The sequence below is a fragment of the Bradyrhizobium sp. USDA 4461 genome, from assembly GCF_054055655.1.
This window is the reverse complement of the sequence record NZ_JBSRXM010000001.1, coordinates 6,123,203-6,149,919: the sequence shown is the minus strand read 5'-3', so window position 1 is coordinate 6,149,919 and position 26,717 is coordinate 6,123,203. Positions and strand designations below refer to the sequence as shown.

Here is a 26,717-nt window from a genome sequence, read left to right as displayed (position 1 = left end):
CTCGCCATTCGCTACTCGCTCTACCCGCGCGCCCGCATCAGGCGGCCCTTCTCGCGGCTCCAGTCGCGCTTTTTCTCGCTCTCGCGCTTGTCGTGCAGCTTCTTGCCCTTGGCGACCGCGAGCAGCAGTTTGGCACGGCCGCGCTCGTTGAAGTACAGCTTGAGCGGAATGAGCGTCATGCCCTCGCGGTCGACCGCGCCGAGCAGCTTGTTGATCTGCTTGCGGTGCAGCAGCAGTTTTCGCGGCCGCTTCGGCTCGTGGTTGAAGCGGTTGGCCTGCAGATATTCCGGGATATTGGCGTTGATCAGCCAGATCTCGCCGTCCTTGGAATCCGCATAGGATTCCGCGATCGTGCTCTTGCCGCTGCGGATTGACTTCACCTCGGTGCCGGTCAGCGAAATGCCGGCCTCGATGGTGTCCTCGATGGCGTAGTTGAAGCGGGCCTTTCGGTTCTCGGCGACAACCTTGATCGGGCGTTCGTTCTTCTCGGCCACTTTAGCTCTTCTTGAGGAGGTCGCGGATTTCCGTCAGCAGCACGACCTCGTCGGACGGCTTCGGCGGCTCGGCGGGCGCAGCCGCCTCCTTGCGCTTGAATTGGCTCATCAGGCGGATCACGATGAACAGCACGAAGGCGACGATCACGAAATTCACGATCAGCGTGATGAAATTGCCGTAAGCCAGCACCGCGCCCTGCTTCTTGGCATCGGCCAAATTGGTGGCGGTCACGTTCTTGGCGAGCGGGATGAAGTAGTTCGAGAAGTCGAGACCGCCGATCATGCCGACGATCGGCATGATGATGTCGCCGACCAGCGAGTTGACGATGGCGCCGAAGGCCGCGCCGATGATGACCGCAACGGCGAGGTCGACGACGTTACCCTTCATGGCGAAATCGCGGAATTCCTTCAGCATCCCGATCCCCTTCTGTTCGACGTTGCGCACGGTAGTGTTCACGGCGGTATGGTCCCGGTTCAGTTGATCAGGCCGGCATGCACCATGGCGCTGCGGACCGCCTGGCGGGTGGATTCGCTGACCGGCACCATCGGCAGGCGCAGCTTCTCGTCGAGCTTGCCGAGCAGCGACATCGCATATTTCACCGGCGCCGGGTTGCTCTCGATGAAGAGGTTGGTGTGCAGCGGCATCAGCTTGTCGTGGATCTTGAGCGCCGTGGTGACATCGCCCTTCTGCCAGGCGGTCTGGAATTCCGCGCACAGCCGCGGCGCGACGTTCGAGGTCACCGAGATGCAGCCATGGCCGCCATGGGCCATGTAGCCGATGATGGTGGCGTCCTCGCCGGACAGCTGGTTGAAGTCCTCGCCCATCGCGGCGCGCTGCTGCGAGACCCGCACCATGCTCGCGGTCGCGTCCTTGACGCCGGCGATGTTCTTCAGCTCGAACAGCCGCTTCATGGTGTCGACCGACATGTCGATCACCGAGCGCGGCGGAATGTTGTAGATGATGATCGGAATGCCGATCGCATCGTTGATCGCCTTGAAGTGCTGATACAGGCCTTCCTGGGTCGGCTTGTTGTAGTACGGCGTCACCACCAGCACGGCGTTGGCGCCGGCCTTCTCGGCATGCTCGGCGAGCTCGATCGCCTCCTTGGTCGAATTGGAGCCGGCGCCGGCGATCACGGGCACCCGGCCCTTGGCCTCCGCGATGCACCACTCGACCACCCGCTTGTGCTCGTCATGGCTCAGCGTCGGGCTCTCGCCGGTGGTGCCGACCGGCACCAGACCGTGGGTGCCTTCCGCGATCTGCCAGTTCACGAGACCGCGGAACGCCGCCTCATCGACCGCGCCGTTTTTGAAGGGCGTCACCAAGGCAGTGAATGATCCCCGGAATTTTGTCTTGGCTGCCATGGACTTCCTCCAAACGCTTCAGGCTAAAGGCTAGGTCGACGGACCCTTGTTGTTGTCGTGCTTCACGTCCGTGCAACCGGCACCCGGTTGTTGCGAAACGCCATGTAAGGCAATTCATATCGGGTCTGGCCGACAGGCGAAAGGGCCGCACCGTACCTATTCCCAGCCGGTTCCAGCCGCGATTTTGCCGTTGTGCTGGCGCAAACAGCCGCACCGGCAGGCTTCTTAGTATTTTGTCTACGTTTTCAATCAAATAAGAACCCATGGCCCGAACGATCCGATGATTCGGGGCCGCAGAGGACTTCTGTGATCCGATCCGCCCGCGCAGGCACATTGCGATCGACGGCGCTGGCGACGAGCCTGGCGCTCGTCGTCGGCCTTGCCGCCGTCACGGCCAGTGCATGGGCCGCCGAAGACGCGCCCGCAGCCAAGCCGGCTGCCCAGGACACGACTGCCAAATCCAGCGCTGCGAAGCCGGCCGCGCCGAAGAGTGCGGCTCCCAAGAGCACCACTCCCAAGAGCTCGACCGGGAAGCCGGTGCATTCCAAGCCGGCCGCGAGCAAGAGCGGCGAAACCAAACACAGCGCAGCCAAGACCGACGCTGCCAAGACGACCGCGTCCAAGTCCGGCACGGCCAAGACGGACGGCGCCAAGACAGACGGCGCCAAGGCCGCTCCCAAGGCCGAGGCCCACAAGACCACGACTCCTAAGTCCACCGAATCCAAGACCACCGCTTCCGCGACATCAAAGCACACTGCGCCGGCCGCAACAGGAACGATCTCGACCAGGTCGGTGCCCGCGCCCGCGCTGGTTCCGGCGACCCGCCAGCATGCCGCGCCGATCGCGCGCAAGCCGGTGCTGCCTGCGGCGATCGCCGCGACATCGTCGACGTCGCAGTCGGACAAGGAAGCGCTCGCCGGCGTCGTCGAGCTGCTGCGCAAGCGCAAGCCGTCGGATGCCACCGAGGCCGAGGCCTCGATCTCCGATCCGGTCGCGCGCAAGCTTGCCGAATGGCTGATCCTGCGCAGCGAGGACAATGGCGCCTCGGTCGAACGCTACCGCGCCTTCCTCGACGCCAATCCGAGCTGGCCGTCGCAGACGTTCCTGCGCCGCCGCATCGAAGCCTCGCTGTGGGACGACCGTCGCGACGACTCCGTTGTCTGGGGCTGGTTCCAGAATGAATCGCCGGTCTCGGCCAAGGGCAGGCTCGCGCTCGCCAAGGTGATGCTCGGGCGCGGCGACCGCGGCAATGCCGAGCGCCTGGTGCGCGAGGCCTGGCGCAACGATCCGATGAGCGAGGACACCGAATCCGCCGCGCTCGAGATGTTCGGCTCGTTCCTGACCGCCGGCGATCACAAGGCGCGCATGGACACCATGCTCTACGGCACCGACAACGAGGCCGCCGGCATCCGCGCGGCCAAGCGCCTCGGCTCCGGCTATCTGGCGCTGGCCAAAGCGCGGATCGCGGCCAACCGCAAGGGCTCGAACCTGCGCGCGCTGCTCGAAGAGGTGCCGCGCGAATTGTCCGGCGACACCGGCTATCTGTTCGCCAAGATCCAGCTGCTCCGCCGCGAGGAGAAATTCGCCGAAGCCGCGCAGCTGATGCTGAGCGCGCCGAGGGACGCTGCGCGCCTCTACAACGTCGACGAATGGTGGGTCGAGCGCCGGCTGCTGGCGCGCAAGATGATCGACGTCAACGAGTTTCGCACCGCCTATCTGATCGCGCGCGACGCGGCGCTGCCGGCGCGCGACATCTACAAGACCGAGCAGGAATTCACCGCGGGCTGGATCGCGCTGCGCTTCCTCAACGATCCCGCCCTCGCCGCCCAGCATTTCGCGCGGATCGGCGTCGGCAGTGCCAACCCGACGGCGCTGGCGCGCGCCGGCTATTGGCAGGGCCGTGCCGCGGAGGCTGCCGGCCGCAGCCAGGAGGCGCGCGCCGCCTATGGGCGCGCGGCCGAACAATCCACCAGCTATTACGGCCAGCTCGCGCGCGCAAAACTCGGCCTGCCGCAGATCGAGCTCAACAGCGCGCCGCGCGGCCGCGGCGCCGACCGGCTCGAGATCGTGCGCGCGGTCGCCCTGCTCTACGAAATCGACGCCCGCGAGCTCGCGATCCCGATCTTCGGCGACATGGGCGACAACGGCGATCCGGAAGCGCTGGCCGGCCTCGGCGAGCTCACCGCGCGCCACGGCGATGCCCGCGGCATGCTGCTGATGGGCAAGGCCGCACTCAACCGCGGCCTGCCGTTCGACCACTACGCCTATCCGGTCAACGGCATCCCCTCGTTCCGCCAGGTCGGGCCCGAGGTCGAGCAGAGCGTGGTCTACGCGATTGCGCGGCAGGAGAGCGCGTTCAATCCGGCGGTGGTGTCGCCGGCGCAGGCCTACGGCTTGATGCAGGTGACGCCGGACGCCGGACGCTACGTCGCCAAGCGCGCCGGCATCGGCTTCGACCTCAACCGGATGAAGACCGACCCGGTCTACAACGCGATGCTCGGCGCCGCCGAGCTCGGCGGCCTGCTCGAAGACTATCGCGGCTCCTACATCCTGACCTTCGCCGCCTACAATGCCGGCCGCGGCAGCGTGCGGAAGTGGATCGAGCGTTATGGCGACCCGCGCGACCCCAAGGTCGACGCGGTCGACTGGGTCGAGCTGATTCCGTTCTCGGAGACGCGGAACTACGTCCAGCGGATCATGGAGAACCTGCAGGTCTATCGCGCCCGGTTCGGCGGCGGCACCCGATTGCAGATCGAGGCCGACCTGCATCGCGGCACCGGGGTTGAATGAGCCGTTGCGGCCGGTTTTCAACAGCCGTGCGGCGACGCGCCTCCGGCCCCGCCCCATCTTCAGCCTAAACCATTGTTACGGCTTATATTTCCGTCCGTGATCCGAGCCGGCGCCGGCTAGCCGATGCGCGATGTAAGGGCTCGGTGCCCGCCCGCGGGCCGCCGGAGACCGCGCTGCCACCAAATCACCTTGTCGCAATCTGAATCTGCCGCTTGCGGCTCAGCGCCCACTCGGGCATATCGGCGCCACCGGAGAGGTGGCCGAGTGGCTGAAGGCAACGCTTTGCTAAAGCGTCATACGGTCTCAAGCTGTATCGAGGGTTCGAATCCCTCCCTCTCCGCCAGCCCGTTGAAATCGCCACAGAATTTCGGCACTTTTGATTGAGCCCGCTCGCCTGATACAAGCGGGCTTTCTTTTCCTATTCCGCCGGATCGGGCTTCCGCAGCGAGTCGCGGCTTCCTTGGTGCATCCAACGGACCGCAGCAGCTAAGACACAATGTTGAAATTGGACGCGCTAACGGTGCTCGAGGTCGCGCCGTTCAGCCACACCGACGTGTCGCTGTCGACCTGAACGACGAAGTAGGCGCCGTTCTGGTAGGAGTGCGACAGCACGTCCGCAAACGAACTGAAGCCTGTGCCGTTCAGTTGCACCGTGTCGGTGGCGGCATTGAAATCCTGAATCACCTGGACGCTCGGCACATCGTTGGAGACAAAAGTGTTGTTGCCGCCACCGCCGAAATAATAGTTCACGCCGGTGCCGCCATCGAAATAGTCGTTGCCTGCACCGCCCAACAGCACATCGGTGCCGTCGCCGCCAAACATCACGTCGTTGCCGGCTCCCCCGTAGAGGTAGTCGTTACCTCCGTATCCGTAGGCGGTATCGTCGCCGGCATCGCCAATCAGCACGTCATTGGCGCCAGAGCCAACAGCGACATCGTTGCCGTCGCCTCCATAGGCCGTGCCTCCGCCGGACGGCATGTACAGGTAATCATCGCCCGCGTTGCCTTCGAGCAGGTCGACACCTTGATCGCCGATAAGGGTGTCCGCGCCCTGGCCGCCGTAAATGCTGTCGTTGCCCTGTCCTCCGTAGGCCATCAGCCGGTCGGTGACTGATCCGGAGCTACTGATGATAATACTGTCGTTTCCATCGCCGCCCTGGAGCACAGTCAGGGTGTTACCCAAGCCGATGGTGCCGCCATAGATCGTGTCATCGCCGGCGCCGCCGTCGATCGCAGACCCCGGTCCAGTGATGACGTCGTTACCGAGGCCACCATAGGCGTTCCCCAGACGGAAAGACCCGTCCCAGCCCGTGGTGATCGTATCATTGCCTTCGCCGCCATAAAGGAAACTGCCTTGGCCCTGGATGGAATCGTCGCCTCCATCTCCTGACAAGGTCGAATCGAAGGCTGACAGAGTGTCATTGCCTTCGCCGCCGTAGATTATGGCTGAATCCTCGTGAGAGATGCTCGAACTGAGGCTATCGTTGCCATTGCCGCCATAGATGACGCTACCGGTCGTCGTCGCAACGAGCGTATCGTTGCCGTCTAGTCCATAAAATACGTCCTCACCTGCAGTTGCGGCGTGGTCGTCGTCGCTCAGCGTTCCAACGTACGTTGTCATGGCGTCCTCCGCATATCCCGGTCACAGAGTATAGTAAGGGAGTATAGCAAGCTCGCAGCACTACCAAAGGTAGACGATGGTGCGAGCGTGGTGTCGGGAACCGCAGTCCGGGAACCGGTGTCTATGCACCTCCGGCCGCAATTCGAACTCATTGCAGCTTGCTGGAGGGTTGCCGTCTCACCCTCATGGTGCCGATCGACCTGCTTTCCGGAGCTTATGGCCAGCCCCGGACGGTTGACCTCACAGAACTTTATTTACCTTTTCGGCACCACAAATCGGACGAGATAAAGCTTCGGAAGCGAAGCATCGCGATATTGGCTTCCGGTGAGACGCAACAGGCAGCAAGCTCCATGGCCGACTACAACTTGGAAGGACCCGTCTGGTCATCGAAGACCATCACGTGGAGTTTTGCCACGGCCAATTTCTCGGGGCAGCCCGAGACATACTCGGCGTTTTTTCAGCCCGGTGAATATGAGCAGGAAATCATCGATGCCTTGAGGCGATGGTCTGCCGTGGCCGATGTGACGTTCGTCGAGGTGGCGGATTCTGCCAGCGCCGACATCCGTTTTGGACTCGGCACTTTTGACGGCCCTTACGGGATCCTGGCAGAGACCTCGTACTACTACTCCAACGGCGACTTTCTGCCCGATGTCACGATCAGCTTTGACCAGGCCGAGACTTACTCGTCTACGTCCAGCGGCTTGGAGCTTTCGGGAGGAATAAGTTTCGAGGCCGTCGCGACCCACGAAATCGGCCATGCGCTGGGCCTGGCTCATTACGACGGCGGCCCGGCCATCATGAACACCTACGCTACCGCCGGCGTGACCAATCTGACGCAGTCGGACATCGACGGCATTCAGGCACTTTATGGACCGGCCTCCGGCCAACCGGATGTCCCAGCCGGCACCGTCGTCACCAACGGCTCGGCGGCGAATGATGTTCTGCTGGGAAGCAATGCGGCCGATGCCATCTACGCCTTCGGCGGCAACGACTACATCTATGCCTACGGAGGCGACGACTTTCTGTTCGGCGGCGACGGCACTGATGTCCTGCTTGGCGGCAGCGGAAATGACGCGCTTTATGGCGGCACGGGCTTCAACTACCTGTATGGCGGCGACGGCAACGATGCGCTGTTCGGCTCGGGGGGAACGTCGGCGTCCGATGTCAACGTGATGTTCGGCGAAGCCGGGAGCGACCTGCTCTATGGCGGAGCCGGCACGAACTATTTTTACGGCGGCGCTGGCGTCGACACCATGTTCGGCGGTTCCGGGCTGAACATCTTCATCTCGTCAGGCGAGAGCGACGGCAACGTCATCTATGGCGGTTCGGGCCAGAACTACGTCTACGGCTCCAACGGAGGCGACACAGTCACGGGCGGCAGCGGCGTCGACGTGTTTCTGATGGGCTCCGGTAACGACCTGATCAGCGGCGATGGCGGGGTTGACTACGCGTGGGGCGGCGGCGGGAGGGATACATTCCTGATCAGCGATGCCTCATCTGGAGTCATGGTGATCGAGGACTTCAACACGGGCGGTGTGAATGACCTCCTGAGCTTCGCAGCTACGTCGCTCCATTCGTTTGCCGATGTTCAGGCAGCCGAGTTCTATTCGCCCGGCATCAACACCACGATCATCACGGACGCGGCCGGCAACGCCGCCTGGCTGATCGGCATCGCGCCCGGACAGCTCAGCGCAAGCATGTTCAGCTTCGCTTGAGACGGTCGTTCCGCGCGCCCCCTTTCAGGGTGGTGGTCGCCAACAGCGCCACCGGGCTGTTCGCCTGAAAAGGCGCCGCACCACTTCCGGACCGTTGGGGGGCACACGGTTGGACACGGTTTGATAGAGGCGATCGCCGACAGCAAGCCTCGCCTGGACACCGGCATTCACCTCCGCGTGAATGAAACATCATTTCCACCGCCGCGAAGCGAGCGCGCAACAAACCGCGCTCAGCATCCCCGCATTGTTTTCATTCACCTGAATATTTTCCGGAGTAGAACCATGCAGCAAGACAGTGGCGTTCAATTCCAGGATCTCGACCGGGTTTTGCACAATGCCCAGCTTCGTCGCTCCGCCGACCTCGGTCCCTGGCTACGGCAGTGCTTTTCGCCCAAGGTAACCAGGCTCGTCTTCGCAACGTCGCTGGCTTGCATGGTCGTCGTGCTGGCGATCATCGCCGCCCCGCGGCCCGTCTCGAGCGCTGCACTTGGCAGCCAATGGCAATGCAGCAAGGCGGCGTTCGTCCTAACGACCTGTCGCCAAGCCGGCCCTGCGCACTCATAGCGAGCAGCCGCATTGCCTGCAGGAACGGTCAAGGAAGCAAAGGTGATCTGACCCAACCGCGCGAAAGGGATCGCACGACCGCGACCTTGCTTGGCCGGTGAAACCATTTGGCGGGCGATACCGTAGCTGGAGCGCCGGCCGCTTTCTTCCATTTTGGTGCTACCGGCCGGCTGGGGCCGTTCGGTCTTTCCCAGTCACGGACGGCCCCACTTTGCGCCCATCCATGCTGGGTGTCAGCTTTCCCTCGGCCGGATTATCTGGCATCAAATCGTCATGAACGATCCTCCGCCTGGTCGGGATCGGGCTGTACGCGACGACATAAGAGACGACATAAGAAGAATTGGGATGAACGGCCCAAGCCGCGGTCTCAGGATAGCGATCTGCTTCGCGCTGGCTCTCGTTCTGCCGGCTGCGCAGCCGCCGCCAAGGGTACATGCCCGCGATGCGTGGGGTGTGGTTGACAGGGAATGTCGCGATGTCGTGCCGCCGCAGGCCAAGATTCGGGCATGCCTCAACCTGCTCAGGGATCGACGGCTCTCGACCGCCTATCTTGCGCCGATCAACGGGGAAATATCGAGCACGTTCGAGAGCTTGCGGGATTACGCCAACGCCATCAAATACAAGAAGATCGAAATTGAGCGCGCGAACACTGCGGTGACGCAACCTTCTCCGTCGCGCGAAGCTCTTCCTGCGAGTTTTGGCGCGATGTCTCTCCGTTACATGGAGCTCGGGACATTGCAGTCGCTCAATCGCCTCGCCAACTTCAACAGCCAGTCCGATGAAGCGCGCCGAGGCGCCGCCGAGGAGCAAGGCAACTACAATCTGGCGCTGTCATACAACCCGATGAACTACAGGGCCTATCGCTACCGGGCCGACATTCACAGCCTGTTCTGCGACAGCGCGTCCGCCGCTCAGGACATGGAGGCCGCAGTCAGGTTTGCCGAACAGACCGGAGACCAGGATGCCGCGCGCGACTACAAGCGCGCCGCGCTCAGCGCCTGCATTCCGGCCTGGCGCCGCGACTAGCCGGCGAGACCAAGGCTGCGCCCGCCGGTGGCCTCTTCCGCGCCAGACCGCCCCGACCGTAGTCCTGCGGACCCGCAACTGGCAGGCAATTTGCGATGTCTCCGTGAACGGTTCGGCGCCAGCTGTTCCCTGTGCCGAACTCAGACATTCGGAGCCCGCAAATGAACATGCATCATCGTTTTGAGACAGCCCGCGGACGCGCCGGACGCGAGTCGACGATCAGCAAGATGCTGTCCGACCTGGCCCGCGCCTGCCAGCAGATCGAAGCCGACATCGCGACCGAAGAAGCGCGCACGGGAATTTACGACCGATCGGACGCAAGGTATCCAATCCTGGCAAGGTCGCTCAACGAGCGGTGCGCCAATCTCAAGGGCACCATCGCCACACTCGAGCAGCGTATCACCGAGGGATCTCGGCGCTAACGGCGTCAGCCGCTGCCGCGGGTCGACGGATCGAGATTCCGGTTCTCGCCCGGCGGGATCGGCCCAAAGCCTGGATATCTGTACCAGCCCGAAGGGACAGGCTGTTCGCTTGGAGCAATGATGAGGTGCTGTCGCACCCGCCGGTGATGTGCCGTTGCCGCGTCGGCAGCCGCGTTCACGAGGGCCAACGTCAAGGCCAAGGACATACGCAAGGACATCCGCAAGGACACACGCAAGGCGACACGCATCGCGATCACTCCGTTTCAATGAACAAGTGATCGCCGACCGTAACGCTCCATTCCGCCCCGGCCCCTCACCCCTGATCAAAACGGCGAGATCGCCGATCTCCGTGACCTATCGCGCATCGCGCGCGGTCCTCCGCGGCCGCGGGAAGGCCTGCGCGCAGGCGACGCCGAGCAGCGCGAGGCCGCCGCCGATGACGTGGAAGGGCCTGACCGGCTCGCCCAGCATCACGATCGCGGCGACGCCGGTCAGCACCGGCAGCAGGTTCATGAAGATCGCGCAGCGGTTCGGGCCGAGTTGCGCGACACCACGGATCCAGAGGAACGGCAGCACCACCGAGGCCAGCGCGCCGGCATAGAGGATCAGCGGCAGCGTTGCGCCATTGATCTGCCGCAGCGGTGCCGGGGTCGCGAGGAATGCGGGAAACATCACGGCCAGCGCGCACAGCGCCTGCATGAAGGTCGATTGCCATCCGGTGATCGGCAGATTCCAGCGCTTCAACAGCACGCCATACAACGCATAGACCATCGCGGCGAGCAGCATCAGCGCGTCGCCCGCGTGCACGCCGCTCTGCAACAGCGACGGCAAGTCGCCGCCGCTGACGAGATAGACCAGCCCCGCAAACGACAGAGGCGCGCCCCAGAGCATGCCAAGCGTCGGCTGCTCGCCGAGCAGCGCGGCACTGAGCGCGACCGTCAACAGCGGTGTCAGCGCAGTGAACACGGCCATGTTGGTCGCGGTGGTGGTCTCGGCGGCCAGATACGACAGGCTCTGGAACAGGCACATCGCGAGGAAGCCGAGGATCGCGAGCGGACCGAGATGCGGCCAGATCGCGCGCCGATTGCGCCAGGCGGCGCGCGCCACGAACGGCGACATCAAGAGCACCGCGACCAGCAGGCGATAGAAGGTGATCGCCTGCGGACCGATCGTGTGCGCCGAGAGGCGCGAGACGATGACGTTGCCGGCCCACAGCACGATGGCAACGAAGGGATACAGGAGTGCAACATTCTTCTTGAACATGATCCGGCAGCGCGTTGGTGAAGGACCCACCAGCAACTAGCTGTCGCGCCAAAGTCCGTCTCACGCTAGAATGACCTCGCCTAGCGAGATTGGGACATACGATTGGGACTTGCGATTGGGACTTGCGAGACGAACGTGTTGGACGAGCTGATCACACGGCACCTCGACTATCACGCCACGGCACGGCCGATGGCGGCGATGGAGATCGACTATCCGAGCGGCGCGTCGACCGGCCAGCATGCGCATCCGCGCGGGCAATTGCTCTACGCGATCGAAGGCGTGATGATCGTGCGCTGCGCCGAGGGCACCTGGGTGGTGCCGCCCAACCGCGCGGTATGGCTGGTCGCCAATCTCGCACACGAGGTCCGGATGTGCGGCGCGGTCAAGATCCGCACGGTGTTCGTTGATAGCACCGCGGCACCCGATCTGCCGCAGACCAGCTGCGTCTTCACGGTCTCGCCGCTGCTGCGCGAATTGTTCGTCGCGGCGATGCGGGTGCCGCTGGACTACACCCCCGGCACCAGCGACGAGCGGCTGATGCGGGTGCTGCTCGACCAGCTCAGCGAAATCGATGTGCTGCCGCTGCATTTGCCGATGCCGCGCGACATCAGGCTGGCGCGGATCTGCAAGGCGCTGGTGAACCGCCCGGACGATGCCTCGACCGCCGGGCAATGGGCGCGAAGGCTGAAGCTGACGTCGAAGACGATCCATCGCCTGTTCGCGAAGGAAACCGGCATGACCTTCGGCGAATGGCGTCAGCAGGCCCGCCTGCTGTTCGCGCTCGAACGCCTCGCGCAGGGCGCGCGCGTGGTCGACGTCGCGCTCGATGCCGGCTATGCCAGCCAGAGCGCCTTCACCGCGATGTTCCGCAGGCATTTTGGCGTGCCGCCCAACGCGTTTTATCGATAGCGCGTGGCGGCGGGATAGCTAGCGCTCCGCAGGCGCGGACTGCGCCGCCGGTCCCAAAATCCATTCCCTGAACGCTGCGATCTTCGGAAGCCCCTGCCGGTTGTCGGGGCAGACGAGATAGTAGGCGAACTCCTCCAGATGCGCGGTATCGAGCAACTGGATCAGTTCGCCGCTCTCGATCTCGCTTGCGACCATCGCCGCCGGCAGCAGGCCCGCGCCCTGCCCGGTCAGCACGGCCTTCAGCAGCAGGCTGCTGTCGTCGAACGAGGGACCGCGCGGCGCGCAGACCTCTTCGATGCCGTTGGCCTGAAACCACAGGCTCCAGCCCTTGCGATCGGCGTCGTGGACCTGCGGCCAGCCCGCGAGATCAGCGGGAGAGGCCGGCCGCCCGAGCCGCGCAACCAGCGAGGGCGCCGCCACCACCACCATCGCGACCGTGACGACGCGGTCGCTGCGTAGCCCCGGATAGCGGCCAAGGCCGTGGCGCACCGCGACGTCGATGCCGCTGCGCGAGAAATCGACCAGCGTGTTGCTGGTGACGATCTGAAGATCGATCTCGGGATGCGTGTGCTGGAACGACGCCATCCGCGGCACCAGCCAGGCCGACGCGAAGAACGGCGTGACGCTCACCGTCAGTGTGCCGACGTCGACAGATGCAGCGACGCGGCGCGAAGCTTCCGCGATCTGGCGAAACGCATTGCGGATCGACGGCAGATAGTCGCGCCCGGCGTCGGTGAGGTAGATGCCGCGCGGCACCCGCTCGAACAGTTTTGTGCCGAGATGCGCTTCCAGCGTCTTGAGCATCTGGCTGACCGCGCCCGGCGTCACGCACAGCTCCTCGGCCGCGAGCTTCACCGAAAGATGGCGGGCGGCGGACTCGAACGCCTTGAGCGCGTTCAGGGGTGGAAGCCGGCTTTCCATGATTTAGATTTTCTAATCTCAATCCCGCAGCAAATCTGGTTTGCCAATTCAGCTATTCAGCGTTGGATTAGCCTATCTCAACGCTGAAAGCCGCGTCAACGCAGAGAAATCAGAGCCAATAAAGTTAGATTATCTAATCATCAAATGGAGCTCTGACGGCGGCTTTCGGTTTCCTGATGGAGACAAGACATGACTGATATCCCCAACAAGCTCGCTTTGCGCGAGATCGGCGCGCGCGGCCAAACCGGCCAACTCGTCGATCGCATCAACGCATCGCAAGCAGGCAGCCTGCCCGGCCTGCTCGACTTTCAATGGCTCGACGCCGGACGTGGCCACATCCGCGGCCGCTTCGAGATCGCCGCGAAGCACTTCTCGCCGCACGGGCTGTTGCACGGTGCAAGCCTCGTCGCGTTGGCGGATACCGCGTGCGGGTTCGGCTGCCTCGCCTCCTTGCCGGACGGCGCGATCGGCTTCGCCACCTCAGAGCTGAAGACCAACTTCATCGGTGCCGCGCGCGACGGCAGCGTGAGCTGCGAAGCCCACCTCGTTCACGCCGGCCGCACCACCCAGGTGTGGGACGCGGAGATCAAGAGCGAGGCGACCGGCAGGACCATCGCGCTGTTCCGCTGCACGCAGATGCTGCGCTATCCGCCGGCCAAGCCAGCAGATCGCGCAGCTTAGGGAGAACGAACATGAGGAACGCGGTCATGCACGCCGGTTATCAGAGAGCAAAACCGTTCTACGGCTGGGCGGTCGTCGCGGCCGCCTTCGTCGTGACCATGATCGGCTTCGGCAGCGCCTACACGTTCTCGTCCTTTGTCGAGTCGTTGCAGCGGGAGTTCGGCGCCTCGCGCGGCTCGGTCTCGCTGGTGTTCTCCTTCGCGGGCTTCCTGTATTTCGGCCTCGGAATCGTCTCCGGCCCGCTTGCCGATCGCTGGGGCGCGCGCCGGCTCGCTTGCCTTGGAATGGCACTGGTCGGTCTCGGCATGGTGCTGGCGGGACAGGCGCAGACCATCCTTCAGGTCTATGCCGCCTACAGCATCGGGATCGGCGCCGGCGTCGGCTGCGCCTATGTCCCGACACTGGGCGCCGTGCAACGCTGGTTCGTCCGGCGGCGCGGTTTTGCGTCGGGCCTCGCCGTCAGCGGGATCGGCGTCGGCACGCTGGTGATGCCGCCGCTCGCGACCTGGCTGATCACGAGCCTCGGCTGGCGCGACGCCTATGTCGTGCTCGGCGTCGTCGCAGTCGTTGCCGGGATCGGCGCGTCGCTCTTGATCGCGGACGATCCCCGGCGCTACGGCACCGGCCCGGACGGCGATCCGCTTGAGGCAGGCTCGAGCGCGCCGCTCCAGCAGGGCGTCTCGATCCGCGGTGCGATCAAGACCGCCCGCTTCGCCGGGCTCTATGCGGCCTGCCTGATCAGCGCGTTCGGGGTGTTCGTGCCGTTCGTGCATCTGGTGCCGTTTGCGGTCGATCATCAGGTGGCACCGGCGCTTGCCGTGCTGCTGCTCGGGATGATCGGCGTCGGCAGCACCGCCGGCCGCTTCTTCCTCGGCGGCATCGCCGACCGGGTCGGCCGCGATGCGTTCCTGGTCGCGATGTATCTCGGCATGGCGGTGTCGCTGGCGATCTGGGCGATCGCCGGCAGCTTCTGGTCGCTGACGGTGTTCGCGCTGCTGTTCGGCGTGTTCTATGGCGGCTGGGTCGCGATCCTGCCCGCCGTGGTGACCGATCATTTCGGCGGCCGCATTGTCGGCGGCATCATCGGCATCCTCTACACCAGCGTCGCCTTTGGCACGCTGCTGGGTCCGAGCGCCGCCGGCTTCGCCTACGACATCGGCCACAGCTACTTCATCCCGGTGGCGATCAGCGCCGCCGCCAACCTCGTCGCCGCCGTCATCGCGATGGCGACGATGCGGACGGCCTCACCGATCGTATCGGTCGCGCGGTGACGCCTCATGACGGTCGGGGATGTCAGTGCTAGGTTTGGAAAGCACCACTTCCATCGGCTCGATACCTGCATGACCATCCCGTTCGCCATGACCAATGCCTGGACATACCGGCGAGCCGACCGGGCCGGCATCGTCGAGCTGGCATCTTGGCGCGGTGCCGGCTCGCTCGGCCTCCGGCCGCACTTCCATGACGAAAGCCAGATTGTGCTGGTGCTGTCGGGGTCGCGCGCCTTTCGCATCGATGACGCGACCGTCACGGTGCCTGCCGGCCATGCCGCGCTGATCCCGGCGGGACTGCTGCATGCACCGATGCCGACGGCGGACGCGGAGACGGTCTGCCTGAACGCCTATCTACCGGCGAGCCGCGCCTGCTCGACGCTGCGGGTCGTTCGGATCGGAAAGCGCTGGCGGAGCGTCGACGAGATATCGCCCGAGGACATCCTCGAGATCGCCGACGCTAGCCTGTCGCACAAGCCGTCCCCGGCCGGGCCCACCGACCGGGCGAAGCTCGGCGGCACCCTGACCGAGAGTGCGGAGTCGATCCGCGCTATTGCCGCGAGCCTGGGACGAAGCCGCGAAGGGTTCAGCCGCTTGGTGAGGCGCGAGCTCGGCGTCGCACCGCATGCCTTCCGACAGCTCGCCCGGCTCAATGTTGCCCGGCAGTTGCTGCGCGCCGGTGAGCCGATCGCCGCAGCAGCGGCCGATGCGGGTTTCGCCGACCAGAGCCACCTCACCCGCCTGTTCCGCCGCACCTTTGGCACCACGCCGGGCGTCTACTGGCGCGATTGACGACGTCACAGACGTTCCAGACGGAGCGCGGCTCCGCCCGCTAGCCTGCTCACCCTCGAATGGGTGAAGCATGGACGTTCAGACCGGTCTCTTGCTGCTCGCCGCCGGCGTCGCGGGCGGCATCATCAACGCACTGGCGGGCGGCGCGACGCTGATCACGTTTCCGGCGATGCTCGCGGCAGGCCTGCCGGCCGTGATCGCCAACGCGTCGAATGCGGTGGCGATCTCGCCGGGGCATCTGATCGCGGCGCTCGCCGATCGCGGCAAGCTGCCACGGCCGAGCCGGCGCACGATCAGCTTCGTCGCCGTCTCCACCCTGGGCGGCGCGATCGGCGCCGGCGTGTTGCTGCTGCTTCCCGAGCGGCTGTTCGTGCTGCCGGTGCCGGGGCTGATCGCATTCGCCACGCTGCTGTTCGCGTTCGCGCCGCCGATCCAGCGATGGAGCATCGGGCACCAGACGGAGGCAGCTCTGCCCTCGACCGGTGCGAGCAGTACCGTCCTTGGATTGGCGTGCGTCTATGGAGGGTTCTTCGGCGCCGGGCTCGGCGTCATACTGACCGCGGTGCTCTCGATCACCGAGCCCAACGACATCAGGGCGATCAAGGCGTTGAAGAACCTGCTCGCGACCTGCGTGTCGCTCGCCGCCACAGTGATCTTCATCGGCGAGGGAGCGGTGCGATGGCCGGAGACGCTGGCGATGCTGCTCGGCGCCATGATCGGCGGTTACGCCGGAGGCTACCTGATCCGGATCCTTCCCGCGCCCATCGTCCGGCACTTCGTCATCGTCGCCGGAGCTGTCATGACCTTGATCTACGCGGCGCGATACTGGTTCTAGATGGAGCGAGGGAGCCGAGGCTCCCAGCTCGATAGCAGAGCGTTTTCGAGCGAAGTGGACGACCGGTTCGCGTGAAGAAAACGCGTCAAAACGACAGATTAGTGCGTCGTCATCCAGGCGCGGGCTTCGCGCTGGGCAGCCGCGATCTCGACGTCGGACATCTGCTCGGCGACTTCGCGACGGTGCGCGATCGCATCGGTACGTCCCTTGAGCGCCGCCAGGTTGAACCATTTGTGCGCCGCGACGAGATTGACCACGCCGGAGCGGCCGCTCGCCCAATACATGCCACGCTCGAACAGCACGTCCTGGATTGCCGTCGCAGCAACCGGGACCGCGCTTTCCTGATCGATGACCCCCTGAAACATTGTCGTCATTCCCCTTTTTGTTGTTGGCCGCCCTCCCCCGAGCGCGGCCCCCGTCCACTGTTGAACTACCCTGATATCCCCGGGCTGATCTCTTGATCATGCCCGCGCTGGTCCCGGAGGATCATGCGCTTGCCGTTTGCCGGCTTGTTGGGATGATCATGGCCCATCAAATTTGAAGAGCGGTTTAAGTATCGCGATGAACGGGATGTAAATCGGCGCCGCCCGGGCCGTTTGCAGGAATCGCAAAAGTGCCTGTGCCGCAGGCACATCTGTGCATTCGTGAACGCCGGTTTACCCTGCTGTTTCGGACAACGATAACCATCGCGGACAATGGCCCGCGGGCGCTGCCGCCCGGGCGGTCGGCAGTCAGTCCTGAGATTGACGAAGGGATGGCAGAACCGGCGAACGGTCCGCGGAATGACGCACCACCGGGTGCACAGGCACATGCAACGCGAGGCCGTGAAGCCTGACGTCAGTCCAGAGCTGGAATGGGGAAAATGGTTGCCGGGGCGCGGACTGCGCAGGCCGCCGGAACGAGGGGGTCGGCGAACACGTCAGGACCAGATTTCAGTCGGCATTCTCGCCGGTGAAATTGCGGAACCGAGCGGGCTCCGCACCGAACGAAGAAATCTCTGTTTCTTCTGCCGGACCGGTTTGGGAAGGTTGCCCTCTCCGAAATTCGATCCAGCCGTTTGACCTGATGTCTCGCCGACACCCTCTTTCGTCAGCCAGAGCCTTGGGTGGGATGTGCCTCTCAGCAGTCCGTCCGCCGGCTCTTGCGACGTGCCGGCGTCAAAGCCGCCGGCAATCCTCTCAAGGCGAGAGGCTTACTTCTTCTTGGCGACCTTGCGGGTCTTCTTCGCAGTCTTCTTCACTGCGCTCTTCGCCTTCTTAACCTTCTTCGCCTTCTTTGCCTTCTTAGCCATGTTGCCCTCCAGTATGTGAGATGGCTCTACTTCGCTGCGTGCACTCGGGAATCGATATGCACTACTTCCCGAATACACCAACAGACCGAAAAAAACAGTGTCCCGCTTAAGGAAGTGTTGACGCAGCGATGGCAGTGCGCACAGCGCGCGCCGCCGTTCAAATCGACGATGCATTCGCGCGACGATGCGAGAAGTGCAACAGCGGCCGACATCGGCATTTGTCAACGTCGCAGGAAATGCCTTGTATTGCAGGCTTTCGTTGAATTCGCATCGAAGCGATCGACGCGCGATCGACGTTGCGCTGAGTCGCGAGCGGCGACGAAAAGCGGCGCGGCGCGGACGCCGAGTCGTAATTTTTGGCAACGAAAAAATTTTCGTGGGAAAGACGGCTTTTGCCTCGTTTGAGGTCGTCCGAGCCGGTTTCGCGAACGAATCGCAGCTGCGCCGATTCGGCGCCGAGGGCGGCGGTGCGACCGTCGCAAGAGGCTGTGAGGCAGGATCACGCCGCGTTCACGCGCGCGCGACGAGGCGAGAGGCGATCGCGCGAGAGCATGATCCGGTCGGATCATGCGCCAAGGACAACATCATTGTCCTGTCGGTTCAGATGCCGAGCTTCGACTTCAAGAGGTCGTTGACCGCCTGCGGGTTCGCCTTGCCGCCCGACGACTTCATCACCTGACCGACGAACCAGCCGACCAGTTGCGGCTTCGCCTTGGCCTGCTCGACCTTGTCGGGATTGGCCGCGATGATGTCGTCGACCACCTTCTCGATCGCGCCGAGATCGGTGACCTGCTTCATGCCGCGCGTCTCGACGAGCGTGCGCGGATCGCCGCCCTCCTGCCAGACGATCTCGAACAAGTCCTTGGCGATCTTGCCGGAAATCGTTCCCTCGCCGATCAGGGCGACGATCGCGGAGAGTTGCTCGGCCGACACCGGCGACGCTGCGATGTCGACGCCTTCCTTGTTGAGACGGCCGAACAGCTCGTTGATCACCCAGTTGGCGGCGAGCTTGCCGTCGCGCGCCTTGTCGGCAAGGCCTGCAAGAACCGTCTCGTAGAACTCCGCGCTCTCGCGCTCGGCGACCAGCACGCTCGCATCATAGGGCGACAGGCCGAAGCCCGTAATAAAACGGGACTTCTTCTGGTCCGGCAGCTCCGGCAACTGCGCCTTGAGATCGTCGACGAAGGCCTGGCTGAACTCGAGCGGCAACAGATCGGGGTCCGGGAAGTAGCGATAGTCGTGCGCCTCTTCCTTGGAGCGCATCGAGCGCGTCTCGCCCTTGTTCGGATCGAACAGCCGGGTTTCCTGGTCGATCGAGCCGCCGTCCTCGATGATCTCGATCTGGCGCCGCGCCTCGTACTCGATCGCCTGGCCGATGAAGTTGATCGAGTTCATGTTCTTGATTTCGCAGCGGGTGCCGAACGCGGTCTCGCCGTAACGGCGCACCGAGACGTTGACGTCGGCGCGCAGGCTGCCCTTCTCCATGTCGCCATCGCAGGTGCCGAGGTAGCGCAGTATCGAGCGCAGCTTGGTGACGTAGGCCTTGGCCTGCTCGGCGTCGCGGATGTCGGGCTTGGAGACGATCTCCATCAGCGCGACGCCGGAACGGTTGAGGTCGACATAGGACATCGTCGGCGACTGGTCGTGCAGCAGCTTGCCGGCGTCCTGCTCCAGATGCAGCCGCTCGATCCCGATCGTGGTGCTGCGGCCGCCGTCGAGCTCGAGCGACACCTCGCCCTCGCCCACGATCGGCGACTTGTATTGGCTGATCTGGTAGCCCTGCGGCAGGTCGGGATAGAAATAGTTCTTGCGGTCGAACACCGAGCGCAGATTGATCTTCGCATTCAGCCCGAGACCGGTGCGCACCGCCTGGCGGACGCACTCCTCGTTGATCACGGGCAGCATGCCCGGCATCGCGGCATCGACCAACGAGACATGAGAGTTGGGCTCGCCGCCGAATGCGGTCGATGCGCCCGAGAACAGCTTTGCGTTCGAGGTGACCTGGGCATGGATCTCCATGCCGATCACGACCTCCCAATCGCCGGTGGCGCTCTTGATCAGTTTATGCGGGGCGGCAGCTGCGGTCATGGATCTCGGTTTCCGGACAAAGTGATATCTGGGATGGATTGGGCTTCGCGCAACCGACCGCGCCAGTCAAGCCGCCTTGCTGTCCCCTTGCTGCCCCTTCGCGGCCCGCAGCGGCGCGTCAGGCGCGGATCAGAGCCCGCGCCGGAACTGCTGATAGGCCTTGCTCGAGCGCAGCGCGTCCGCGCCGCCCATGATCAGCTGGTCGACCTGCTCCGGCGGCAGCGACAACCGCGTCGGGATGGCGTTCAGGATGCCGGCCCGCTCCGGTCCGAGCCGGTCGAAGCCGAGCCGCTCGACATAGATCGCGACGTCGCCGCATTTCCAGCCGGCGCCGACCCCGAGCCTCGAGCGATCCGCCGCCGACAGGCCGCAGCGCCAGCGCTTCAGCTTGCCCGACCAGTCGTCGGCGAGCGCGGTGAAGGCCGCATAGCTCGAGCGCACGCTGGCATCGATTGCGGTGTCGGCGGCCGCCGACACCAGCTCGACACCGCTCGGCCCTTCCAGCGTCTGCACGAAATCGCCTGAGATGCCGCGGCCGGCATCGACCACCAGGAACAGGATGCGCTTCAGCCTGGCCGCCTGGCGTTCGCTCAGCGGTTCATAGGGATGCTGCGCGGCGAGCAGACCGATGCTCAGTCCCGACAGGCCGTAATTGTCGACCAGGCCGCCGTCGAGCAGCTTGACGTAGCGCATCGAGCCGTCGCGGTAGCGCGCCTGGGCCTCGGCGTAGGAACGCAGCAACGGCTGCGCGTTCGGATCGTTGCGTACCCGGTCGTACCAGGGCGGCAGCGGCGCGGCGCAGCCGCCGGGATAGGTTTGTAGCACGATCGGCGCGAACGCCAGCGGCACCGCGGCCGATGCCGCCACCGCTTCGGCGACGCGATAGGCGCGGATGTCGCTGCACAGCGCGTCGAACGACGTCTTGCCGAACACGAACGGCGTGCGGTTGTAGATGTCGGAGGCATTGATCCACACCCGCGGCCGACGGTCGTCGGGCAATGCCTCGAACCGTGCGCCGTCGAACAGGTTCTGATCGAGCCAGTCGGTGAACTGGCTGTCGTTGACGCCGCCCCCCAGCGCGCGCCCGATATTGCCGAGCGAGATCCTGGTCTTCAGCCCTTCCTCGGCATTGCGCAGCAGGAAACGTTCGCGGAAATCGGCGAGCGCCGCGCGCCGCTTCAATCCGAAGTAGGCGGCGGTGATCGATCCGCCGGAGACGCCGGACACGAAGTCAACGCGGTCGAGCAGTGTCTTGGTGCCCGCCACACTCGAATGCGTATGATCGAGCTCCTCCAGCACGCCAAAGGAGAACGCCGCCGCACGGGTGCCGCCGCCGGAGAACGACAGCGCAAGCAGCAAATCATCTTCGTAGGTCGGGAAATCGCGGGCGCTGTTGTTGTCGGCAAGCGCGGCACCGAGCGGCACGTTGCCCGGGAGATTGTAGACGGACGCGCAGCCGGCAAGGCCCGCCGCCACCCCGGCCACCAGCAACGCCGACAGCCATCCCCCTATCCCCAACCCACGCACGACTACTCTCTATTGCCGCTGGTCCCCGCCCGGTTCCATTAGCCTATCACGGCCAATCTGGGCGGCGGCATGGCGGCCGAAACACGGTTAATGATCGCGGTGCCAAGACACCGGCATCTGGCTGCGGCATCCGGCACCGATCGTTCAGGCCAGCAGCGCGGAGACGATCCGCTCCCACTCGGCCTCGACCGTGTCCGTTGCGACGGGTTGGCCGGCCTGGCGATACCAGTAGCCGGCATTGGAAAGATCGCCCTCGACGCGATGCAGATGTGCGTGCACCCAGGCCGAATTGGCGTCGCTCTCGTTCATCACGATGCGGTGCGCCTGGTCCCAATCGCCCTTCCTCGCCCACCACAATGCGGCGAGCGGCGGCGACAGCGCCGGATCCGGCGCGGCGTCATTCAGGCTGGCACGGAAACCCGTCATCGCTCACCACCATTTCGGCGCCGTGAAACGTCCAGCCGCCTGCTCGATCACTTCACCGAGCGAGAACAGCGTCTCCTCGTCGAACGGACGGCCGATCAGTTGCAGGCCGAGCGGCAGGCCCTGCGTGTCCTTGCCCGCGGGCACGGCAATGCCCGGCAGGCCCGCCATGTTCACGGTCACGGTGAAGATGTCGTTGAGATACATCTCGACCGGATCGGCGCCGCCCTTCTCGCCGATACCGAACGCCGCCGACGGCGTCGCCGGCGTCAGGATCGCGTTCACGCCCTTGGCGAAGCAGTCCTCGAAATCCTTCTTGATCAGCGTCCGCACCTTCTGCGCCCGCAGATAATAGGCATCGTAGTAGCCGGCCGAAAGCACATAGGTGCCGATCAGCACGCGCCGCCGCACCTCGTCGCCGAAGCCGTCGGCGCGGGTGTTCTCGTACATCTCGATGATGTTCTTGGCCGGCTCGCGCAGCCCGTAGCGCACGCCGTCATAGCGCGCGAGGTTCGACGAGGCTTCCGCCGGCGCCACGATGTAATAGGCCGGCAGCGCGTATTTGGTGTGCGGCAGCGACACCTCGACGAGCTCGGCGCCTGCGGCCTTCAGCCACTGCGCGCCCGCTTCCCAAAGCTTTTCGATCTCGGCCGGCATGCCGTCGAGGCGATACTCCTTGGGGATGCCGATCTTCATGTCCTTCACGGATTTGCCGATCGCGGCCTCGTAATCCGGCACCGCGATGTCGACCGACGTGGTGTCCTTGGGATCGTGTCCCGCCATCGAGCGCATCAGGATCGCAGCGTCGCGCGTGGTGCGCGCGATCGGGCCGGCCTGGTCGAGCGAGGATGCAAACGCCACGATGCCCCAGCGCGAGCAGCGGCCATAGGTCGGCTTGATGCCGACGGTCGCGGTGAACGCGGCGGGCTGGCGGATCGAGCCGCCGGTGTCGGTCGCGGTCGCACCCATGCAGAGCAGCGCCGCGACTGCCGAGGCCGAGCCGCCGGACGAGCCGCCCGGCACCAGCGTGGTGTTGGAGCCTTCGCGCCGCCACGGGTTGGTGACCGGACCGAAGCACGAGGTCTCGTTCGACGAGCCCATCGCGAACTCGTCATTGTTGAGCTTGCCGAGCAGCACCGCGCCGTCGCGCCAGAGCTGCGAGGTCACCGTCGACTCGTAGGGCGGAATGAAATTGCCGAGGATCTTCGAGCACGCCGTGGTCCTGATGTCGCGGGTCGCGAACAGGTCCTTGATGCCGAGCGGGATGCCGGCCAGCGGTCCGCCCTCGCCCTTGGCGATCTTCGCGTCAGCCACCTTCGCCATCTCGCGTGCGCGGTCGGGTGTCTCGAGCACATAGGCATTGAGCACGCGCGCGGCTTCGATGGCGGCGAGATGTGCGTCGGTCAGTTCGCTCGCGGTGAAAGACTTGCTCGCCAGGCCCTCGCGGGCCTCGGCGATCGTCAGCGATGTCAAATCGGTCATTTATTGATCGGGCTGCAGAAGAACGGAGACAGGGTCTTGTCGTTGGCGGGGTCGTCCTGGCGCGCTTTATTCTCTTTGGCGCGCTCGGCGTCGAGCGCCTCGAGATGGTCGAGCACGGCGTCCATCGCCGCATTGGGATCGGCGACCTTCCCTTTGCGCTCCATTGCATCGAGGAAGTCCATATAGGCCTTGTAGGCCTTCTCATCGTCGCAGAGCAGACACATCGGGATCGTCCCAGAACAGAGAGCTACTCGACCACCTTCGGCACCAGGAAGAAGTCGTTCACGGTGTCGGGCGCGTTGCGGACGATGATATCGGCGATCTCGCCGTCATTGACCACATCGGCGCGCTTCTTCATCTCCATCGGCGTCACCGAGGTCATCGGCTCGACGCCCTCGATATTCACTTCCGAGAGCTGCTCGACAAAGGCCAGCATCGCGTTCAGCTCGCCCTGAAGGTGGGGAACTTCGGCGTCGCTGACCGCGATCCGCGCCAGATGCGCGATGCGGCGGACGGTCGTGGCGTCGACGGACATTATATAGGGCCCCAAGTCTGAAAGGTCAGGCTGAAGATCAGCCTGCCGTATAGCAGAGGCCGGTTTTGCGCCGCAACAGCGCCGGCCAAGGCCCAGCCCGAAGACCCTCGCCGGACGGGCCGCGGGCCTGGGCCGCCGACGATTCGGCGGCAAAACCGGGCGATGAAACCACTTTGCCGGCCCGGCGCAGTCGTCCGGAAACATTCGCGGCGCCTACTGCCCGCAAAGAGAAGACTACGGGAGTCCGTCATGTCCATGCCCGAAACCACCCCCCAGCCGGGAGGCTGGGACCCTGCGCTGTGGTCGATCGGTACCGTGATCGGCGTCGCGATCCTTTACGTGGCCTGCCTGGTCTGAGCGAGGCCGTCGCCATGTCGTCCCAGGCAAAAATCCTGCAGGAAAAGGCCGAGATGTTCGAGCGCCGCGCTGAAAGCGCCACCGACCCGATCTCCCGGCAACATTACCGGGAAATGGCCGCGCATTACCGCAGGCTCGCGACCGAGCATCTGGAGATCAACCAGAGCGAGCCCGCGCGTCAGGCTTGAGATCGCGTCAAGCCTGAGAGAGCGCCCCCATCCGCGCCAGCGCGGCGCCTGCCAGTGCCCGGGTCAGTTCGGCCGCGGGCATCTCCTTGCCCATGCGCACCGCCTGCCCGGCCCACAGATTGGTGAAATCGACCTTGCCCTGCTGTTCGGCCGCGGCCTTCAGCGGACCGAGCGCGGTCGCGGCATGCGGAAACGCCGGCGCGTCCGGCGAGATCGGGCCGACCTCGCGCATCACACGGTTGGCGACGCCGCGCGCCGGACGCCCGGTCATCACATTGGTGATGACGGTCGATTCATCGTTCGCCTGCGCCAGCGCGATACGGCCCTGCGCGGTCACCCTGGACTCCCGGCAGCGCAGATAGGCGGTGCCGATCTGCACGGCTGAGGCGCCGAGCGCCAATGCCGCCGCGATGCCGCGTCCGTCGGCGATGCCGCCGGCCGCGACGACCGGCACCTTCACCGCATCCACCACCTGCGGCAACAGGGAGAACGTGCCGGGCTGCTCGGAGATATTGTCGGTCAGGAACATGGCGCGATGGCCGCCGGCGTCGGCGCCCTGCGCGATGACGACATCGGCGCCGTTCTCTTCCAGCCAGATCGCCTCCCTCACCGTGGTCGCCGACGACATCACGATGGCGCCCGCTGCCTTCACCCGCTGCAACAGCTTTGGCTCCGGCAGGCCGAAATGGAAGCTGACAACCTCGGGCTTCAGCTCCTCGACCACGGCGCAGAACGCCGCATCGAACGGCGCGCGGTTCGCGGCGTTGATGTGCGCATCGGGATCGAGGCCGTGCTCGCGATAGTAAGGCGCCAGCCGCTGCCGCCATTGCGCCTCGCGCGCCGGATCGGCGTCGATCGCCTTGTGGCAGAAGAAGTTGAGATTGACCGGCGCCGACACGCGCTGGCGGATGATGTTGACCTGCTCGCGCGCCTTCTCGGCCGACAGCATCGCGCACGGCAGCGAGCCGAGCCCGCCGCCCTGCGCCACCGCAATCACCAGTTCCGCATCCATCACGCCGGCCATCGGCGCCAGCACGATCGGGAATTCGGTGTTGAAACGATCGATCAATCGACGGTCCGGCCACATGGTGTGTCTCGCGCTTGTTCAGGACAAAGATGAAAGAGAATTGCGCCGGCCCTGCAGCGACTGCTCGGCTTCGGCGACGATACGGCCGACGATCTCGGCCGCGGGAACGATATCATGGATCAAGCCGACGGACTCGCCGGCGAACACCGCAGCGATGTCGAAATTGCCCGCCTCCCTCGCGGCGGCATACTCCACCGCGATCTCGTCCGCGCGCTGCATCAGCTCGATCTCGTTTCCGCTCCAGCGCCGCAGATGATCGTTGGCAAGCGAACGCGCGGTGAACGGCGCCGGCCAGATCAATTTGCGCGACCAATCCATCACCACACCGCGCACCGTCTCGCCGCTCTTCGCCGCACGGATCAGTTGCTTCGCCTCCTCGGGCGCAGCCGCCTCGACACTGGCATAGAACCGCGTTCCCATCAGCACGCCGGAGGCGCCGAGCATCATCATCGCCGCCAAGCCCCGTCCATCCGCGATGCCGCCGGCCGCCACCACCGGCGCACGCCCCGCCGCGAAATCGATGATCGCCGGCACGATATCGAGCGTGGTGCGCGATGCGCCATGACCCCCCGCCTCGGTGCCCTGCGCGATCAGGATGTCGGCGCCGCAGGCGAGCGCGGCTTGCGCCATCTGCTCGCTCTGCACCTGGCAGATCAGGAGCGCACCCGCGGCCTTGATCCTGGGCGCGAACGGCGCGGGATCGCCGAATGACAGCATCACCGCGCGCGGCTTTGCATCCAGCGCGATGTCGATCAGTTCGGGCTGCCTGGCGAGACTCCAGGTGATGAAGCCGATGCCGAACGGCTTTGCGAAATTCTTCAGCTTTGCGGTTTCAGCCCTGAGCCAGGCCGCATCTCCGTAGCCGCCGCCCAGAATGCCGAAGCCGCCTGCCTCGCTCACCGCCGTGACCAGCCGGCTCCCCGCGATCATGGCCATCGGCGCTGCCAGGATCGGATGCTGGATGCCCATACGCGCCGTCAATTCGGTGCTGATCGGCATGCGCTCGCTCCCTGTCTTGAACTTGCTGTTCTGGACTCGCAGCCTAACCCGGCCTAACATTCTGTGAAAATGAAT

Annotated in this window: 27 protein-coding genes and 1 tRNA gene; 13 read left to right on the top strand and 15 right to left on the bottom strand. The window is 64.9% G+C overall.

What is annotated here, in order from left to right; genetic code table 11:
• Positions 1-20: 20 nt before the first annotated feature.
• The 3 genes from smpB to dapA are packed head-to-tail and all read right to left on the bottom strand — an operon-like array spanning position 21 to position 1,859.
• Entirely contained in the window at positions 21-494 is a 474-nt protein-coding gene (smpB, locus tag ACVINW_RS28835; protein WP_212013348.1) for an SsrA-binding protein SmpB, read from the bottom strand.
• Between the two features lies 1 nt (position 495).
• A complete protein-coding gene (gene mscL, locus ACVINW_RS28830; RefSeq protein WP_456756527.1) occupies positions 496-909 on the bottom strand; it encodes a large conductance mechanosensitive channel protein MscL in 414 nt (137 codons plus the stop codon).
• Between the two features lie 59 nt (positions 910-968).
• Positions 969-1,859, bottom strand: a complete 891-nt coding sequence (dapA, locus tag ACVINW_RS28825; protein WP_456754408.1) for a 4-hydroxy-tetrahydrodipicolinate synthase — start codon at positions 1,857-1,859, stop codon at positions 969-971.
• A gap of 309 nt (positions 1,860-2,168) precedes the next feature.
• Between dapA and ACVINW_RS28820 the strand changes: the two genes are divergently transcribed.
• Together ACVINW_RS28820 and ACVINW_RS28815 are read left to right on the top strand one after the other, a co-directional pair.
• Positions 2,169-4,649 (top strand): transglycosylase SLT domain-containing protein, encoded by a 2,481-nt coding sequence (locus tag ACVINW_RS28820; RefSeq protein WP_456756526.1) that lies wholly within the window; start codon positions 2,169-2,171, stop codon positions 4,647-4,649.
• Between the two features lie 250 nt (positions 4,650-4,899).
• Positions 4,900-4,992, top strand: a tRNA-Ser gene (locus ACVINW_RS28815).
• Positions 4,993-5,135: 143 nt separating this feature from the next.
• Here the strand turns inward: ACVINW_RS28815 and ACVINW_RS28810 are convergent.
• Positions 5,136-6,269, bottom strand: coding sequence for a calcium-binding protein (locus tag ACVINW_RS28810; protein ID WP_456754407.1), 1,134 nt, complete (start codon positions 6,267-6,269; stop codon positions 5,136-5,138).
• Positions 6,270-6,454: 185 nt separating this feature from the next.
• Between ACVINW_RS28810 and ACVINW_RS28805 the strand changes: the two genes are divergently transcribed.
• The 4 genes from ACVINW_RS28805 to ACVINW_RS28790 all read left to right on the top strand — a co-directional run bounded on the left by ACVINW_RS28805 (position 6,455) and on the right by ACVINW_RS28790 (position 9,996).
• Positions 6,455-7,984 (top strand): matrixin family metalloprotease, encoded by a 1,530-nt coding sequence (locus tag ACVINW_RS28805; protein ID WP_456754406.1) that lies wholly within the window; start codon positions 6,455-6,457, stop codon positions 7,982-7,984.
• 282 nt (positions 7,985-8,266) lie between these two features.
• Positions 8,267-8,548, top strand: coding sequence for a hypothetical protein (locus ACVINW_RS28800; RefSeq protein ID WP_456754405.1), 282 nt, complete (start codon positions 8,267-8,269; stop codon positions 8,546-8,548).
• Positions 8,549-8,821: 273 nt separating this feature from the next.
• A complete protein-coding gene (locus ACVINW_RS28795) occupies positions 8,822-9,574 on the top strand; it encodes a hypothetical protein (RefSeq protein ID WP_456754404.1) in 753 nt (250 codons plus the stop codon).
• Between the two features lie 161 nt (positions 9,575-9,735).
• Complete coding sequence (locus ACVINW_RS28790) at positions 9,736-9,996, top strand: hypothetical protein (protein WP_456754403.1); 261 nt, start codon at positions 9,736-9,738, stop codon at positions 9,994-9,996.
• Between the two features lie 354 nt (positions 9,997-10,350).
• Here the strand turns inward: ACVINW_RS28790 and ACVINW_RS28785 are convergent, their stop codons facing one another.
• Positions 10,351-11,259 (bottom strand): DMT family transporter, encoded by a 909-nt coding sequence (locus ACVINW_RS28785; RefSeq protein WP_456754402.1) that lies wholly within the window; start codon positions 11,257-11,259, stop codon positions 10,351-10,353.
• 135 nt (positions 11,260-11,394) lie between these two features.
• Between ACVINW_RS28785 and ACVINW_RS28780 the strand changes: the two genes are divergently transcribed.
• Positions 11,395-12,168, top strand: a complete 774-nt coding sequence (locus ACVINW_RS28780; protein ID WP_456754401.1) for a helix-turn-helix domain-containing protein — start codon at positions 11,395-11,397, stop codon at positions 12,166-12,168.
• Between the two features lie 18 nt (positions 12,169-12,186).
• On the opposite strand, the gene gcvA is transcribed toward ACVINW_RS28780, so the two are convergent.
• Positions 12,187-13,089: a transcriptional regulator GcvA gene (gene gcvA / locus ACVINW_RS28775; RefSeq protein ID WP_456754400.1), complete on the bottom strand. Its 903-nt coding sequence runs from the start codon at positions 13,087-13,089 to the stop codon at positions 12,187-12,189.
• A 189-nt stretch (positions 13,090-13,278) separates the two neighbouring features.
• On the opposite strand from gcvA, the gene ACVINW_RS28770 reads away from it, so the two are divergent.
• From ACVINW_RS28770 to ACVINW_RS28755, 4 genes are all read left to right on the top strand, one after another.
• The gene (locus ACVINW_RS28770; protein WP_456754399.1) at positions 13,279-13,770 is read left to right on the top strand and encodes a PaaI family thioesterase; all 492 of its coding nucleotides are present in this window, start codon (positions 13,279-13,281) and stop codon (positions 13,768-13,770) included.
• Positions 13,771-13,781: 11 nt separating this feature from the next.
• On the top strand, positions 13,782-15,041 hold the full coding sequence (locus tag ACVINW_RS28765; protein ID WP_456754398.1) for an MFS transporter: 1,260 nt from the start codon (positions 13,782-13,784) through the stop codon (positions 15,039-15,041).
• 6 nt (positions 15,042-15,047) lie between these two features.
• The gene (locus ACVINW_RS28760) at positions 15,048-15,830 is read left to right on the top strand and encodes a helix-turn-helix domain-containing protein (protein ID WP_456754397.1); all 783 of its coding nucleotides are present in this window, start codon (positions 15,048-15,050) and stop codon (positions 15,828-15,830) included.
• A gap of 70 nt (positions 15,831-15,900) precedes the next feature.
• Entirely contained in the window at positions 15,901-16,665 is a 765-nt protein-coding gene (locus ACVINW_RS28755; protein WP_456754396.1) for a sulfite exporter TauE/SafE family protein, read from the top strand.
• A 98-nt stretch (positions 16,666-16,763) separates the two neighbouring features.
• Here the strand turns inward: ACVINW_RS28755 and ACVINW_RS28750 are convergent, their stop codons facing one another.
• The gene (locus tag ACVINW_RS28750) at positions 16,764-17,030 is read right to left on the bottom strand and encodes a hypothetical protein (protein ID WP_021078341.1); all 267 of its coding nucleotides are present in this window, start codon (positions 17,028-17,030) and stop codon (positions 16,764-16,766) included.
• A gap of 1,119 nt (positions 17,031-18,149) precedes the next feature.
• On the opposite strand from ACVINW_RS28750, the gene ACVINW_RS28745 reads away from it, so the two are divergent.
• Complete coding sequence (locus ACVINW_RS28745) at positions 18,150-18,635, top strand: hypothetical protein (RefSeq protein ID WP_456754395.1); 486 nt, start codon at positions 18,150-18,152, stop codon at positions 18,633-18,635.
• On the opposite strand, the gene gatB is transcribed toward ACVINW_RS28745, so the two are convergent.
• The 6 genes from gatB to gatC form a co-directional block, all read right to left on the bottom strand.
• The gene (gatB, locus tag ACVINW_RS28740; protein WP_456754394.1) at positions 18,557-20,044 is read right to left on the bottom strand and encodes an Asp-tRNA(Asn)/Glu-tRNA(Gln) amidotransferase subunit GatB; all 1,488 of its coding nucleotides are present in this window, start codon (positions 20,042-20,044) and stop codon (positions 18,557-18,559) included. The genes ACVINW_RS28745 and gatB overlap by 79 nt on opposite strands.
• Positions 20,045-20,173: 129 nt before the next feature.
• Positions 20,174-21,535, bottom strand: coding sequence for a patatin-like phospholipase family protein (locus tag ACVINW_RS28735; RefSeq protein ID WP_456756525.1), 1,362 nt, complete (start codon positions 21,533-21,535; stop codon positions 20,174-20,176).
• A gap of 180 nt (positions 21,536-21,715) precedes the next feature.
• Positions 21,716-21,997, bottom strand: a complete 282-nt coding sequence (locus ACVINW_RS28730) for a hypothetical protein (protein ID WP_456754393.1) — start codon at positions 21,995-21,997, stop codon at positions 21,716-21,718.
• Positions 21,998-22,000: 3 nt separating this feature from the next.
• The gene (gene gatA, locus ACVINW_RS28725) at positions 22,001-23,476 is read right to left on the bottom strand and encodes an Asp-tRNA(Asn)/Glu-tRNA(Gln) amidotransferase subunit GatA (protein WP_456754392.1); all 1,476 of its coding nucleotides are present in this window, start codon (positions 23,474-23,476) and stop codon (positions 22,001-22,003) included.
• Positions 23,473-23,700, bottom strand: a complete 228-nt coding sequence (locus ACVINW_RS28720; RefSeq protein WP_456754391.1) for a hypothetical protein — start codon at positions 23,698-23,700, stop codon at positions 23,473-23,475. Before ACVINW_RS28720 ends, gatA begins: the two co-directional genes overlap by 4 nt.
• A gap of 23 nt (positions 23,701-23,723) precedes the next feature.
• A complete protein-coding gene (gene gatC / locus ACVINW_RS28715; protein ID WP_456754390.1) occupies positions 23,724-24,011 on the bottom strand; it encodes an Asp-tRNA(Asn)/Glu-tRNA(Gln) amidotransferase subunit GatC in 288 nt (95 codons plus the stop codon).
• Positions 24,012-24,382: 371 nt separating this feature from the next.
• Between gatC and ACVINW_RS28710 the strand changes: the two genes are divergently transcribed.
• On the top strand, positions 24,383-24,556 hold the full coding sequence (locus tag ACVINW_RS28710; RefSeq protein ID WP_456754389.1) for a hypothetical protein: 174 nt from the start codon (positions 24,383-24,385) through the stop codon (positions 24,554-24,556).
• A 7-nt stretch (positions 24,557-24,563) separates the two neighbouring features.
• Here ACVINW_RS28710 and ACVINW_RS28705 read toward each other — a convergent pair whose 3' ends face one another.
• Positions 24,564-25,643, bottom strand: a complete 1,080-nt coding sequence (locus ACVINW_RS28705; protein WP_456754388.1) for an NAD(P)H-dependent flavin oxidoreductase — start codon at positions 25,641-25,643, stop codon at positions 24,564-24,566.
• A gap of 18 nt (positions 25,644-25,661) precedes the next feature.
• Complete coding sequence (locus ACVINW_RS28700) at positions 25,662-26,702, bottom strand: NAD(P)H-dependent flavin oxidoreductase (protein WP_456754387.1); 1,041 nt, start codon at positions 26,700-26,702, stop codon at positions 25,662-25,664.
• Positions 26,703-26,717: the final 15 nt, after the last annotated feature.

Coding starts and splice junctions, on each gene's coding strand:
- mscL (WP_456756527.1), bottom strand. CDS start 909: ATGCTGAAGGAATTCCGCGATTTCGCCATGAAGGGTAACGTCGTCGAC.
- ACVINW_RS28795 (WP_456754404.1), top strand. CDS start 8,822: ATGAACGATCCTCCGCCTGGTCGGGATCGGGCTGTACGCGACGACATA.
- ACVINW_RS28790 (WP_456754403.1), top strand. CDS start 9,736: ATGAACATGCATCATCGTTTTGAGACAGCCCGCGGACGCGCCGGACGC.
- ACVINW_RS28720 (WP_456754391.1), bottom strand. CDS start 23,700: ATGTGTCTGCTCTGCGACGATGAGAAGGCCTACAAGGCCTATATGGAC.
- ACVINW_RS28710 (WP_456754389.1), top strand. CDS start 24,383: ATGTCGTCCCAGGCAAAAATCCTGCAGGAAAAGGCCGAGATGTTCGAG.
- gatA (WP_456754392.1), bottom strand. CDS start 23,476: ATGACCGATTTGACATCGCTGACGATCGCCGAGGCCCGCGAGGGCCTG.
- ACVINW_RS28755 (WP_456754396.1), top strand. CDS start 15,901: ATGGACGTTCAGACCGGTCTCTTGCTGCTCGCCGCCGGCGTCGCGGGC.
- gatC (WP_456754390.1), bottom strand. CDS start 24,011: ATGTCCGTCGACGCCACGACCGTCCGCCGCATCGCGCATCTGGCGCGG.
- ACVINW_RS28750 (WP_021078341.1), bottom strand. CDS start 17,030: ATGTTTCAGGGGGTCATCGATCAGGAAAGCGCGGTCCCGGTTGCTGCG.
- ACVINW_RS28800 (WP_456754405.1), top strand. CDS start 8,267: ATGCAGCAAGACAGTGGCGTTCAATTCCAGGATCTCGACCGGGTTTTG.
- ACVINW_RS28760 (WP_456754397.1), top strand. CDS start 15,048: ATGACGGTCGGGGATGTCAGTGCTAGGTTTGGAAAGCACCACTTCCAT.
- dapA (WP_456754408.1), bottom strand. CDS start 1,859: ATGGCAGCCAAGACAAAATTCCGGGGATCATTCACTGCCTTGGTGACG.
- gcvA (WP_456754400.1), bottom strand. CDS start 13,089: ATGGAAAGCCGGCTTCCACCCCTGAACGCGCTCAAGGCGTTCGAGTCC.
- ACVINW_RS28765 (WP_456754398.1), top strand. CDS start 13,782: ATGAGGAACGCGGTCATGCACGCCGGTTATCAGAGAGCAAAACCGTTC.
- ACVINW_RS28705 (WP_456754388.1), bottom strand. CDS start 25,643: ATGTGGCCGGACCGTCGATTGATCGATCGTTTCAACACCGAATTCCCG.
- ACVINW_RS28770 (WP_456754399.1), top strand. CDS start 13,279: ATGACTGATATCCCCAACAAGCTCGCTTTGCGCGAGATCGGCGCGCGC.
- ACVINW_RS28805 (WP_456754406.1), top strand. CDS start 6,455: ATGGTGCCGATCGACCTGCTTTCCGGAGCTTATGGCCAGCCCCGGACG.
- ACVINW_RS28810 (WP_456754407.1), bottom strand. CDS start 6,269: ATGACAACGTACGTTGGAACGCTGAGCGACGACGACCACGCCGCAACT.
- ACVINW_RS28700 (WP_456754387.1), bottom strand. CDS start 26,702: ATGTTAGGCCGGGTTAGGCTGCGAGTCCAGAACAGCAAGTTCAAGACA.
- gatB (WP_456754394.1), bottom strand. CDS start 20,044: ATGACCGCAGCTGCCGCCCCGCATAAACTGATCAAGAGCGCCACCGGC.
- ACVINW_RS28730 (WP_456754393.1), bottom strand. CDS start 21,997: ATGACGGGTTTCCGTGCCAGCCTGAATGACGCCGCGCCGGATCCGGCG.
- ACVINW_RS28785 (WP_456754402.1), bottom strand. CDS start 11,259: ATGTTCAAGAAGAATGTTGCACTCCTGTATCCCTTCGTTGCCATCGTG.